Raw genomic sequence first — 12,456 nt, 5'->3', positions numbered from 1 at the left:
CCGGCGCGGGCGTAGGATATCTGAGAGGAGCTGTCCTTAGTACGAGAGGACCGGGATGGACGGACCGCTGGTGTATCAGCTGCATCGCCAGATGCATAAGGCTGGGTAGCCACGTCCGGAAGGGATAAACGCTGAAGGCATCTAAGCGTGAAGCCCCCCTCAAGATGAGATATCCCATGCGCAAGCAGTAAGACCCCTTAGAGAGTATGAGGTTAGATAGGCACAAGGTGTAAGCACGGTAACGTGTTCAGCTGATGTGTACTAATAGGTCGAGGGCTTATCCAAAAGATAGGTGTATAGAAATAGGATTTAGATATTCAGTGTTCGGTTTTGAAGGTACAATACTTCAGATAATGGCCCGGTGGCTCAGCTGGTTAGAGCGCCGCCCTGTCACGGCGGAGGTCAGGGGTTCGAACCCCCTTCGGGTCGCTCAACTTCATATTTTTTGCTTACGTTAGAACGGGATCTTAGCTCAGCTGGGAGAGCATCTGCCTTACAAGCAGAGGGTCACAGGTTCGAGCCCTGTAGGTCCCATTTTAATTCTTAGCACAATTCGTGTGTAAGCCGATGTGGCTCAATTGGCAGAGCAGCTGATTTGTAATCAGCAGGTTAACGGTTCGAGTCCGCTCATCGGCTCTATATGGATGGCTTCCCGAGTGGCCAAAGGGGACAGACTGTAAATCTGCTGCAAATTGCTTCGGTGGTTCGAATCCACCGCCATCCATTTTTTTATTGTATAAAACAATAAATCAAAAAATATTCCTTTTGGAATACATAATGACGCGGGGTGGAGCAGTCTGGAAGCTCGTCGGGCTCATAACCCGAAGGTCATAGGTTCAAATCCTATTCCCGCTACTATATGCCTAGATAGCTCAGTTGGTAGAGCAGAGGACTGAAAATCCTCGTGTCGTTGGTTCGATTCCGACTCTAGGCATCTTTTTTGTTTCTAGATGTTTTTCAGATGATTGTTCTTTTCTTTCATTTTTTCCCTGTTATTTTGATTTATAAATGCTGATAGATTATTAGTTTAGAGAGTTTTCCGCAGTTTTTTATTTTATTTTTCCGTTTTTATGGTACTATTAAGAAGATTAATTTTACTGTGCCTATTTTGACTTTAGAATTGTACTGGGAGTAACCCGTTTATAAAAGATTATTTAAGGAAGTAGTGTAATGGACAGATTTACTGAGTTAGATAAAGAAGCAATTAAGAAGGTACTGGATATTAAGCATTATGATCCAGACTCTTTTGATCCAGATCTTTTAGATGAACTTGAAGATAATCCTGAATATAAGGATATGCTTAAAAGATATGGTAAGGATCTTTTAGAGGATGAACGTTTTGCAGTGCTTAAGACTTTTATACAGCATGGAAATGTAACTGTATATGAGCATTGTATTCATGTAGCTTTATGTGCTATCAGAATTAATAAGTGGCTTGGTGTAAAGTGCAGACCAAGAGATCTTATAAGAGGAGCTCTTTTACATGATTATTTCCTTTATGATTGGCATAAAGGAGATGATCCAAAGAATATTCATCCTAAGCTTCATGGATTTTACCATCCAGGTATAGCTTTAAGAAATGCTTCAAATGATTTTAATCTCTCAGAAAGAGAGAAAGATATAATTAAAAAACATATGTGGCCTCTTACTGTATTCCCGCCAAGATGCAGAGAGGCTTGGGTTGTTTGCATGGCAGATAAGTATGCTTCTACATTAGAGACACTTAAGCTCAAGAAAGGAAAGATAGCTGAGAATTATGCCTGATTTATACCAGGAGCTTGATAGGCTGGCGGATAGTGATATGTATCCGTTCCACATGCCAGGTCATAAACGTAATTTAGAAAGCACCCCATTAAAGGGTGCTTTTCGTTGCGATATAACGGAAATAGACGATTTTGATAATCTACATGCTGCAAATGGAATAATTCTGGAAGGTCAGAAAAGGGCTGCTAAGCTTTATGGCTCTGATGAAACCTTCTATGTTGTTAACGGAAGCACAGCTGGTGTATTAAGCGCTGTATCTTCAGTGGCATCATACGGAGATACAATCTTAGCTTCAAGGGGTAGTCACAGATCACTTTATAACGCAGCATATCTTAAGAATTTAAATATCAAGTATCTTCCTTATAGTTTCGAAACTGAATATGAAATTCCAACAGCTACAAGGCCTGAAGATATAAAAGAGGCACTAGATGACTCAATTAGCGCTGTTTTTATTACTTCTCCTACTTATGAGGGCAAGTGCGCTGATGTTAGGGCTATAGCAGAGCTTTGTCATCAAAAGAAAATTCCGCTTATTGTCGATGCGGCGCACGGAGCACACTTTGGATTGAGTAAGCTTGTTCCGGAAAATGCTGTAGCTCAGGGAGCGGATATTGTTATTCACAGTCTGCACAAGACGTTACCTTCAATGACACAGACAGCTCTTTTGCATGTTAATGGAGAGTTGGTGGATAGAAACAGAGTAAAGAGAAGTCTGTCTATATATCAGTCCAGCAGTCCATCTTACGTTTTGATGTCTTCTATTGATCTATGTATTAAGGAAATGGAAGAAAAAGGCGATGAATTTATTGAAAGGCTTGTTTATTTCCGCAATAAGATTCAGGAAGAAACTAAGTATTGCCAAAATGTAAAGGTCTTGGGTAAAGAGTATATTGACGACCCATCTAAGGTGCTGATTTGTAGTGATGTTTGCACAATGACAGGCCAGAACATATATGATATACTTCGTGAAGAATATGCGCTCCAGCTTGAAATGGCTGCAGAGAAGTATGCACTTGCTATAATTACAGGCTGGGATCGCGAGGATGGAATAGACAGACTTATAAAGGCAATATGTGAGATTGATGCCAGAGTAAGTAGCTCTTTTTACAAGAAGAGCGATAGGGCTAATAGATGCTGTATCATTCCAGAAAAGGTATATTCAATAGCGCAGGGCTGGGATATGGAAAAAGAGCTTGTGCTTATAGAGGAAGTAGTGGGACGAGTTTCGGGAGAATTTGTGAATCTGTATCCACCGGGAATTCCGATTCTTGCGCCAGGGGAAAGGTTTTCAGAGGAAATTGTTGAAAATCTAAAGGGTTATCTTCAAGAAGGATTGAACCTTCAGGGAGTTCAGAAAATAGAAAAACAAGGTATAATAAAGAGAGGATTTATATGCGTAAAACAAAAATAATTTGCACCATAGGACCAGCAAGTGAAAGTGAAGAAAAGCTTAGAGAGATCATGCTTGCGGGCATGAACGTAGCTCGTTTTAACTTTTCACATGGATCCCATGAAGAACATAAAAGAAAATATGACAGAATCAAGAAGCTTCGTGATGAGATGGATCTGCCAATCGCAGTAATGCTTGATACAAAGGGACCTGAGATCCGACTTAAGGATTTCGAGGGCGGCAAGACTGAGCTTGTTACAGGTCAGAGATTTACTCTTACATCAAGAGATATTATGGGTAGTAACTCAGAGGTTTCTATCACATACAAAGAGCTTACTAATGACTGTAAGCCAGGAATGACCATTCTTCTTGATGATGGACTTATTGAGCTTAAGGTTGATACAGTTACAGACACTGATATTACATGTACTGTTGTAAATGGCGGACCTATTTCTGATAAGAAGGGTGTTAACGTGCCAGGAGCTAAGCTTACAATGCCTTATCTTAGCGAGCAGGACAGAGGAGATATTATTTTTGGCTGCGAGCAGGGATTTGATTTTGTAGCTGCTTCTTTTGTAAGAACTAAGGATGATGTTCTTGCCATTAGGGAGATCCTTAAGGACAAGAATAGTCAGATGAAGATAATTGCTAAGATCGAGAGCACTCAGGGTATTGATAATCTTAAGGAAATCCTTGAGGTTGCTGATGGAATCATGGTAGCAAGAGGAGATATGGGTGTAGAGGTTCCTTTTGAGGAAGTTCCAGTTATTCAGAAGGAAATGATCAAGATGGCTGAGGCTTCTGGTAAATACGTTATCACAGCAACTCAGATGCTTGATTCAATGATTCACCATCCACGTCCAACAAGAGCTGAGGTTACAGACGTTGCCAACGCTATTTATGATGGAACAACAGCTATCATGCTTTCTGGCGAGACTGCTTCAGGTGATTACCCTGTTGAGGCAGTAAGAACAATGGCTAAGATTGCTGAGAGAACAGAGGCTGACATTGATTATGTAGGAAGACTTAAGAAAAGAGATTACGCGCCTACAGATTCTACAACAGCTATTTCTCATGCAACATGTAATATCGCAGCAGAAGTAAATGCAGATGCCATCCTTACTGTAACAATGTCAGGATTTACAGCCAGCATGGTATCAATGTACAAGCCTAACTGCCAGATTATTGCATGTACAATTAATCCTACAGTTTGCAGACAGGCTAACCTTATGTGGGGTGTTGCGCCACTTCATATCAGACAGGAAGATACAGCTGATGAGCTCTTTAGAGAGGCAATTAATTCAGCTAAGAATGCAGGATATCTCAAGAAGGGTGACAAGGTTGTACTTACAGCAGGCGTACCTTTGGGAATTCCTGGAAGAACTAACATGATCAGAGTTGAGGAGCTGTAAAAAGAGTAGATGGGTAAGATATTTCTTTTGATGGGCAAGAGCACATCGGGAAAAGACACAATATACAAGACAATCATAAAGGATAAGGAGCTGAACCTTAAAAAGGTGGTTCCTTATACTACCCGCCCTATGAGAGATGGGGAAATTGATGGCGTTCAGTACTTCTTTAAGACTGAGAGCGAGTATATTGGCTATAAAGATGTGGGCAAGATCATAGAAGAGAGAACTTATCACACCCATTATGGCGAGTGGAGATATTTTACAGTAGATGATGGACAGATAGACCTGGAGACGGGGAACTATCTAATGATAGGAACATTAGAGTCCTTCTTTTATATAAGAGATTATTTTGGAAAAGAGAATGTGATACCGATTCTCATTGATGTGGACGCCAGAATTCGTCTGGAAAGAGCTATGGAGAGGGAAAAGAAGCAGGAGCATCCCAAGTATGATGAGATGTGCAGAAGATTCCTCGCAGACGAAGAAGATTTTTCAGAGGATAAGCTGGAAAAAGCAGAGCTTCCAAGAAGATTTAACAATAACGGTAAGATAGAGGACTGTATCGATTCTATTACTGCCTATATCAGGGAATGCAGGTAGATAGCTGATTCAGTGGAGGATATTGTATGGATATTAAAATCAATAATATAAATCCTACTCCTCAGGCGCCAACTCCCGAACAGGTTCAGGAGGCAAATGGTGATTTTAAGTTTATCCTTACAAGTAAATTAGAAGATACGAACCTTGCTGAGAGATTAAACCTGATGATGCAGGAAATTATCCAGCAGGGTGACAAGATCTCAAAGAGAAATGATATTAAGGATATGCAGAGATATCGTATCCTTATTAAGGACTTTATGAATGAAGTGGTTACCAGATCTCATGCCTTTTCCAGAGAGAATTTCCTGGACAGGAAGGGAAGGCACAGAGTATATGGAATAATCAGACAGGTGGATAAAGAGCTGGACGAACTGGCTCAGGAGCTTGTAAAAGACGAATGTAACAATATTGATATTCTTGCCAAGATAGGTCAGATACAAGGATTATTATTAGATATCTTTACATGATCAGTGTTTGGGGATTAACACGGGGGAAGTAATGGCGGATTTTGCAGATATTATAGATCAGATACAGATGAAAGAGCACATGCAAAATGCGCTTGTGACAGATAAAGTATCACATGCCTATATCATTTCCGGAGAGAATGGTTCAGGCAAGAAATTCATGGCAAATATCTTTGCCAAGGCGCTTCAGTGCGAGCATAGAGAAGAAAAGAAAGGCTATATTGAGGCCTGCAACGAATGTCCTTCATGTATAAAGGCATTAAGCGGAAGTCATCCGGACATCATAACAGTCACTCATGAAAAGCCAGGAAGCATCGGTGTTGACGACATCAGACAGAAACTCTGCGATGATGTGGCTATTAAGCCCTATGAGAGCAAGTATAAGGTTTACATAATACCAGAGGGCGAGAAAATGACACCGGCAGCTCAGAATGCCTTGCTTAAGACACTGGAGGAGCCACCTTCATATATTTCGATAATTATTCTCACCAGCAACATCAACGCATTTTTACCAACTATTATCAGTAGATGTATAGTTTTGCCTATGAAGCCCGTTAAGGATGATTCCATCAAGAAGCACCTGATGGAGAATTGCCACGTGGTGGATTATAAGGCCATGCTATGCGCATCTTTCGCAAGAGGAAACGTTGGAAAAGCACTGGAGCTGGCATCTAATGAAAGATTTGAGAATCTCAAAAACAGCACAATAGAGCTTATATCCAAATTAAACAGCTTAGAAATACATGACATTATGGACAGGCTTCATGAAATGCTTGAACCAGCCAGTGAAGATGAGAAAAATGCAAAAAAAGGCATCGATATGGGCATGCTTGAAGACTTTCTGGACATACTGATCTTTTTGTTTAGAGACATGCTTATCTATAAGGCGACTGAAGAAGAGGATCACTTGATTTTCACTGATAAAGTAGCGTATATTAGAAGTGTTACTGAAAATTGTTCATATAAAGGAATTGATCGTATAATCAAGAACATGGAAGTTGCGAAAAATCGCATAAATTCCAATGTGAATATAGATTTAGCATTAGAACTGATGCTAATAGGAATTAAGGAGAATTTATGACCAAAGTAATCGGCGTAAGATTTAGAACTGCCGGAAAGATATATTTCTTTTCACCTGGACCATACCTTATCAAAAAGGGAGATCACGTAATTGTAGAGACTGCAAGAGGCGTTGAGTACGGTACAGTTGTAGGAGAGCCCAGAGAAGTTGATGACAGCGAGGTAGTTAAGCCACTTAAGACAGTTCTTAGAACAGCAAGTACTAAGGACGATGAGCAGGAAAAGGCTAATAAGGAAAAAGAAAAAGAGGCTTTCAAGATCTGCCTTGAGAAGATCAAGAAGCACAATCTTGAAATGAAGCTTATTGATGCAGAGTACACCTTTGACAACAATAAGATTCTCTTCTATTTCACAGCAGATGGAAGAATAGACTTTAGAGAATTGGTAAAAGATCTGGCAGCAGTATTTAAGACCAGAATCGAGCTTAGACAGATCGGTGTTCGTGATGAGACCAAGATAATTGGTGGATACGGCATTTGTGGAAGACCACTGTGCTGTCATTCATACCTTTCAGACTTCGTTCCAGTATCTATCAAGATGGCTAAGGAGCAGAGCCTTTCACTTAATCCAACAAAGATTTCCGGAGTATGTGGAAGACTTATGTGCTGTCTTAAGAATGAAGAGGACGTTTATGAAGAGCTTAACAGAAAGATGCCAGGAGTTGGTGACTTCTGCAGAGCTAAGGATGGTCTTGAAGGTGAGGTTTCTAGCGTAAACATCCTCAGACAGACAGTTAAGATCCTTGTTGATGTGGACGACGAGAAAGAAGTTCACGAATACAAGCTGGATGAACTTGAATTTATCAAGAAGAAGCAAAAGAAAAAGAATAACAACAATAACAATAAGAAGAACCCTCAGGAAGACGAGGAAATGAGAGAGCTTGAAAAGCTCGAGAAGATTGAGAAACAGGAAGGAAAGTCAAAGCTTGGGGACAATTGATCTTAAAGCAGGAGAAAGACTTGATGACCTGCAGATAAAAGGTTATAGGATCATTCAGGATCCAGAGCGATTCTGCTTTGGTATGGATGCAGTTCTTTTATCTGGGTTTGCTCATGCTCAGGATGGAGCAAGCGTTCTTGATCTTGGGACCGGAACCGGGATAATACCTATTCTTATGGCAGCCAAGACCGGGGCAGATAAGCTGGTGGGATTGGAGATTCAGCCAGAGAGTGCAGAGATGGCTAATAGGAGCGTTATCCTTAATGATCTTGAAGAGAGGGTCAGTATTGTAAATGGAGACATTAAGGAGGCAAGCACATTGTTTAAGGCTGCCTCCTTTGATATTGTTACGAGCAATCCTCCATATATGATCAACAGCCATGGCCTTAAGAATCCGGATGCTCCAAAGGCTATCGCAAGGCATGAGATACTTTGCAGCCTTGAGGATGTTATAAGTACCGCAGCTAAATTGCTTAAGCCTGGCGGGAAGTTCTACATGGTGCACAGACCCTTCAGGCTGGCGGAGATCATGTCCACCATGGAGAAGTACAAGCTTGAGCCAAAGAGAATGAGACTGGTCTATCCATACGTGGATAAAGAGCCCAACATGGTGCTCATAGAGGGAAGCCGAGGCGGAAAGCCAAGACTTACAGTGGAGAGCCCGCTTATCATCTATAAGGACAAGGGCGTGTACACTGATGAAGTGTATGAAATCTACGGATACAACAAGAATTGAGGAAATAGAATGGCAGGAATCCTGTATTTATGTGCAACTCCAATAGGCAATTTGGATGACATGACCTTTAGAGTCCTTGAGACACTAAAGAGCGTGGATCTGATTGCTGCGGAGGACACAAGAAACAGCATAAAGCTACTTAATCATTTCGATATTCACACTGAAATGACCAGTTATCATGAGTACAACAAGTATGATAAGGCTAAGTGGCTGATTGAGAAAATGATGGAGGGCACAAATGTTGCCCTTATTACTGATGCAGGAACACCGGCGATTTCTGATCCGGGCGAAGTGTTGGTGGCAGAGTGCCATAAGGCTGGAATCAAGGTAACATCACTTCCTGGCCCAGCAGCCTGCATTACAGCCCTTACACTTTCAGGACTTAGCACAAGAAGATTCTGCTTTGAAGGCTTCTTGCCATCCTTAGAGGATAAGAAGCAGAGAAAAAGAATCCTTGAAAACCTTAAGAATGAGAGCAGAACCATAATAATGTACGAAGCTCCTCACCACCTTAAGGGAACTCTTGATGATATTTATGAAGCCCTTGGAGACAGGAAGATATCCATCTGCAGAGAACTGACAAAGAAATTTGAAGAGGTAACACCAACAACAATTGCACAGGCTATTTCTTTTTACAAGGATAATGATCCAAGAGGCGAATATGTCCTTGTTATAGAGGGAAAGAGCCTTGACGAACAGGACGAGGAAAAGAGACTTGCCTGGCAGGAAATGTCCATCGAAGAGCACATGAAATTCTACGAGGACGCCGGAGTTCCGCATAAAGAGGCCATGAAGAAGGTGGCAGCCGACAGGGGAGTCGGTAAAAGAGAAATCTATCAGGCACTACTTGAAGATAAATAACACTACACAACGGGGGTACACTTATGGGCGAGACAGAATATGTAGCAAAGCAGCCACCAATGGGATGGAACAGCTGGGATTGCTACGGAGCAACAGTTAATGAGGAACAGCTTTTGGGAAATGCCAAGTATATGGCAGAGAACCTGAAGGAATATGGATGGAAGTACATTGTGTGCGACATCCAGTGGTATGAGCCACAGGCTGCATCCCACGAATATCATAAGTTTACAGATCTCGAAATGGATGAGTATTCTAGACTTATTCCAGCTGTAAACAGATTCCCATCTTCTGCAGGCGGAAAGGGATTTGGACCAATCGCGCAGCAGATCCATGACATGGGCCTTAAGTTTGGAATTCACATCATGCGTGGAATCCCAAGACAGGCCGTCCACAAAAATACTAAAATTCTCGGAACAACAGCCACAGCAAGAGATGTAGCACATCCAGCATCAATCTGCCTATGGAATACAGATATGTACGGCGTAGATGCCAACTGTGAAGGCGCACAGGAGTACTACAACTCTATATTCAAGATGTACGCTGAGTGGGGCGTTGATTACGTTAAGGTTGATGATATCGCAAGAGAGGACTGTGGCCCGGAGGCACCAGGGGCAGCCTTTTCTGAGATCGCTATGATCAAAAGAGCTATCGCTGAAAGCGGAAGAAAGATGGTTCTTAGCCTTTCTCCAGGACCAGCAAGAGTTGACCAGAAGGACTTCCTTTTAGAGAACGCCAACATGTGGAGAATGACTGATGACTTCTGGGATAGCTGGCAGCTTCTTTATGGAATGTTTGAAAGATGCCACGCCTGGGAAGGAATCGGATGCAAGGACCACTGGCCAGATTGCGACATGCTTCCTTTGGGACACCTGGCTATTTGCGGAGCAGGCGGTAATAACTCAGACAGATATACCAAGTTCACTCAGGATGAGCAGAAAATGCTCATGACCCTTTGGTGTATCTTTAGATCACCACTTATGTTTGGCGGTGAGATGAGAGATAACGATGAGTTCACCAACAGCCTTCTTACCAATAAGAGACTTCTTAAGATGCATCATGATGGAAGAAAGGCAAAAGAGATTTCAAGAAAGGACGACGTTGTAATCTGGAGGAGCCAGACTAAGGACGGCGGAATCTACGTAGCTCTTTTCAACATCGGAGAGGACAAGAATAAGGCAAAGCTTAAATTCAAGGACCTTGACCTTGATAAGGACAAAGAGTTTACAGCCACAGAGATTTGGACTGGAGAGACAGTTCTTTTACATGACAAGGACGAAGTTTCACTGAAACCGCATACCGTGGTATGTTACGAAATCAGATGAGAAAAATAAGCGACAATTATAGGAATTTACAGTAATTTAATATATAAATTCCTCCAAAAATGTTGTTAAAAGCTTGACTTTGTAGTATAAATGAAGTGATGGTCGCACTTTGACATAAATTTCATAAGTGACATAACAAATTTCTGAAATTGTTAACGCAATTCAGATAATTTGTGACAAAAAAATTATAAAGAAGAGAGGTCAGAAATATGGCAAACATCGATTTAAGCCAGTATGGCATCACAGGTACAACTGAGATAGTTTATAACCCTTCATACGAGTTACTTTATGAAGAGGAGAAGAAGTCAGATCTTACTGGATATGAGAAGGGCGTTGATACAGAGCTTGGTGCTGTAAACGTTATGACAGGTATCTACACAGGTCGTTCTCCTAAAGATAAGTACATCGTTATGGACGCTAACTCAAAGGATACTGTATGGTGGACAACTGACGAGTACAAGAACGATAACCACCCAATGAGCGAAGAAGTTTGGGCAAAGGTTAAAGAACTTGCTAAGAACGAGCTTTGCAACAAGAGACTTTTCGTTGTTGACGCTTTCTGCGGTGCTAACAAGGATTCTCGTATGGCAGTTCGTTTCATCGTTGAGGTTGCTTGGCAGGCTCACTTCATTAAGAATATGTTCATTCAGCCTACAGACGCTGAACTTGCTGATTTCAAGCCAGATTTCGTTGTTTACAACGCATCAAAGGCTAAGGTTGAGAACTACAAGGAGCTCGGACTTAACTCTGAGACTTGCGTAGCATTCAACATCACATCTCGTGAGCAGGTTATCATCAACACATGGTACGGCGGAGAGATGAAGAAGGGTATGTTCTCTATGATGAACTACTACCTTCCACTTAAGGGCATGGCTTCAATGCACTGCTCAGCTAACACAGATATGGAAGGTAAGAATACAGCAGTATTCTTCGGCCTTTCAGGAACAGGTAAGACAACTCTTTCAACAGATCCTAAGAGACTTCTTATCGGTGATGACGAGCACGGTTGGGACGACAACGGCGTATTCAACTTCGAAAGTGGTTGCTATGCTAAGGTTATCGGCCTTGACAAAGAGTCTGAGCCAGATATCTACAACGCTATCAGAAGAGACGCTCTTCTTGAGAACGTAACAGTAGCTGCTGACGGTAAGATCGACTTTGATGATAAGAGCGTTACAGAGAATACTCGTGTATCATATCCTATCAACCACATCGAGAACATAGTTCAGAAGGTTAACCCTGTATCTGCAGGTCCTGATGCTAAGAACGTTATCTTCCTTTCAGCTGATGCGTTCGGAGTACTTCCTCCAGTATCAATCCTTACACCAGAGCAGACACAGTACTACTTCCTTTCAGGTTTCACAGCTAAGCTTGCTGGAACAGAGAGAGGAATCACAGAGCCTACACCTACATTCTCAGCTTGCTTCGGTCAGGCATTCCTTGAGCTTCATCCTACAAAGTACGCTCAGGAGCTTGTTAAGAAGATGCAGAAGTCTGGAGCTAAGGCTTACCTCGTTAACACAGGTTGGAACGGAACTGGTAAGAGAATTTCTATTAAGGATACACGTGGAATCATCGATGCAATCCTTAATGGCGATGTAAACAAGGCTGAGACAAAGAAGATTCCTATCTTCGATTTCGAAGTTCCTACATCACTTCCAGGAGTTGATCCTGCAATCCTTGATCCTAGAGATACATACGCTGATGCTTCTGAGTGGGAGACAAAGGCTAAGGATCTTGCAGAGAGATTCACAAAGAACTTCAAGAAGTACGAAGGAAACGAAGCTGGTAAGGCACTTGTATCAGCAGGCCCAAAGCTTTGATTCTATCGAAACTTAAATAAGTAATTATAGGGGATGACATCCAATAAAGGGTGTCATCCCTTTTA

General features: G+C 41.8%; 11 protein-coding genes, 6 tRNA genes and 1 rRNA gene. All 18 read left to right on the top strand.

All coding sequences use genetic code 11. The features are described from left to right. A 23S ribosomal RNA gene (locus T541_RS0115350) occupies positions 1-285 on the top strand; the annotation flags it as partial. A gap of 70 nt (positions 286-355) precedes the next feature. Next, positions 356-429, top strand: a tRNA-Asp gene (locus tag T541_RS0115345). Between the two features lie 32 nt (positions 430-461). Continuing rightward, positions 462-534, top strand: a tRNA-Val gene (locus T541_RS0115340). A 29-nt stretch (positions 535-563) separates the two neighbouring features. Continuing rightward, positions 564-636, top strand: a tRNA-Thr gene (locus tag T541_RS0115335). A gap of 6 nt (positions 637-642) precedes the next feature. After that, positions 643-724 (top strand) — tRNA-Tyr (locus T541_RS0115330). 57 nt (positions 725-781) lie between these two features. Beyond that, positions 782-855, top strand: a tRNA-Met gene (locus tag T541_RS0115325). 6 nt (positions 856-861) lie between these two features. Next, positions 862-934: transfer RNA gene (locus tag T541_RS0115320), tRNA-Phe, on the top strand. A 236-nt stretch (positions 935-1,170) separates the two neighbouring features. Further along, entirely contained in the window at positions 1,171-1,764 is a 594-nt protein-coding gene (locus tag T541_RS19905; protein ID WP_026653516.1) for an HD domain-containing protein, read from the top strand. Then, the gene (locus T541_RS0115310) at positions 1,757-3,175 is read left to right on the top strand and encodes an aminotransferase class I/II-fold pyridoxal phosphate-dependent enzyme (RefSeq protein WP_026653515.1); all 1,419 of its coding nucleotides are present in this window, start codon (positions 1,757-1,759) and stop codon (positions 3,173-3,175) included. Before T541_RS19905 ends, T541_RS0115310 begins: the two co-directional genes overlap by 8 nt. Further along, positions 3,157-4,566 carry a pyruvate kinase gene (gene pyk / locus T541_RS0115305; protein ID WP_026653514.1) on the top strand — a complete coding sequence of 470 codons (1,410 nt, stop codon included), beginning with the start codon at positions 3,157-3,159 and terminating at the stop codon, positions 4,564-4,566. Before T541_RS0115310 ends, pyk begins: the two co-directional genes overlap by 19 nt. Positions 4,567-4,575: 9 nt before the next feature. Then, entirely contained in the window at positions 4,576-5,166 is a 591-nt protein-coding gene (locus T541_RS0115300; protein ID WP_026653513.1) for a guanylate kinase, read from the top strand. Positions 5,167-5,192: 26 nt separating this feature from the next. Next, entirely contained in the window at positions 5,193-5,633 is a 441-nt protein-coding gene (locus T541_RS0115295; RefSeq protein WP_026653512.1) for a YaaR family protein, read from the top strand. Positions 5,634-5,664: 31 nt separating this feature from the next. After that, positions 5,665-6,711, top strand: a complete 1,047-nt coding sequence (locus tag T541_RS0115290; RefSeq protein ID WP_026653511.1) for an ATP-binding protein — start codon at positions 5,665-5,667, stop codon at positions 6,709-6,711. Then, positions 6,708-7,649 (top strand): PSP1 domain-containing protein, encoded by a 942-nt coding sequence (locus tag T541_RS0115285; protein WP_026653510.1) that lies wholly within the window; start codon positions 6,708-6,710, stop codon positions 7,647-7,649. The genes T541_RS0115290 and T541_RS0115285 overlap by 4 nt, the downstream gene beginning before the upstream one ends. Next, complete coding sequence (locus tag T541_RS0115280) at positions 7,636-8,385, top strand: tRNA1(Val) (adenine(37)-N6)-methyltransferase (protein ID WP_034467509.1); 750 nt, start codon at positions 7,636-7,638, stop codon at positions 8,383-8,385. Before T541_RS0115285 ends, T541_RS0115280 begins: the two co-directional genes overlap by 14 nt. Positions 8,386-8,394: 9 nt before the next feature. Continuing rightward, positions 8,395-9,246: a 16S rRNA (cytidine(1402)-2'-O)-methyltransferase gene (rsmI, locus tag T541_RS0115275; RefSeq protein ID WP_026653508.1), complete on the top strand. Its 852-nt coding sequence runs from the start codon at positions 8,395-8,397 to the stop codon at positions 9,244-9,246. Between the two features lie 23 nt (positions 9,247-9,269). Continuing rightward, positions 9,270-10,568 (top strand): alpha-galactosidase, encoded by a 1,299-nt coding sequence (locus T541_RS0115270; protein WP_026653507.1) that lies wholly within the window; start codon positions 9,270-9,272, stop codon positions 10,566-10,568. Positions 10,569-10,777: 209 nt separating this feature from the next. Beyond that, on the top strand, positions 10,778-12,391 hold the full coding sequence (pckA, locus tag T541_RS0115265) for a phosphoenolpyruvate carboxykinase (ATP) (RefSeq protein WP_026653506.1): 1,614 nt from the start codon (positions 10,778-10,780) through the stop codon (positions 12,389-12,391). Positions 12,392-12,456 lie beyond the last annotated feature (65 nt).

It is taken from the genome of Butyrivibrio proteoclasticus P6B7 (genome assembly GCF_000622085.1).
In the GTDB taxonomy this organism is placed as follows: Bacteria; Bacillota; Clostridia; order Lachnospirales; family Lachnospiraceae; genus Butyrivibrio; species Butyrivibrio proteoclasticus_A.
Note: the sequence above shows the minus strand (reverse complement) of the source record. Positions and strands in the feature narration are given on the sequence as shown.

Bases quoted from the DNA above. Each gene is read 5' to 3' on its own strand.
- T541_RS19905 (WP_026653516.1), top strand. From the start codon at position 1,171: ATGGACAGATTTACTGAGTTAGATAAAGAAGCAATTAAGAAGGTACTG.
- T541_RS0115310 (WP_026653515.1), top strand. From the start codon at position 1,757: ATGCCTGATTTATACCAGGAGCTTGATAGGCTGGCGGATAGTGATATG.
- pyk (WP_026653514.1), top strand. From the start codon at position 3,157: ATGCGTAAAACAAAAATAATTTGCACCATAGGACCAGCAAGTGAAAGT.
- T541_RS0115300 (WP_026653513.1), top strand. From the start codon at position 4,576: ATGGGTAAGATATTTCTTTTGATGGGCAAGAGCACATCGGGAAAAGAC.
- T541_RS0115295 (WP_026653512.1), top strand. From the start codon at position 5,193: ATGGATATTAAAATCAATAATATAAATCCTACTCCTCAGGCGCCAACT.
- T541_RS0115290 (WP_026653511.1), top strand. From the start codon at position 5,665: ATGGCGGATTTTGCAGATATTATAGATCAGATACAGATGAAAGAGCAC.
- T541_RS0115285 (WP_026653510.1), top strand. From the start codon at position 6,708: ATGACCAAAGTAATCGGCGTAAGATTTAGAACTGCCGGAAAGATATAT.
- rsmI (WP_026653508.1), top strand. From the start codon at position 8,395: ATGGCAGGAATCCTGTATTTATGTGCAACTCCAATAGGCAATTTGGAT.
- T541_RS0115270 (WP_026653507.1), top strand. From the start codon at position 9,270: ATGGGCGAGACAGAATATGTAGCAAAGCAGCCACCAATGGGATGGAAC.
- pckA (WP_026653506.1), top strand. From the start codon at position 10,778: ATGGCAAACATCGATTTAAGCCAGTATGGCATCACAGGTACAACTGAG.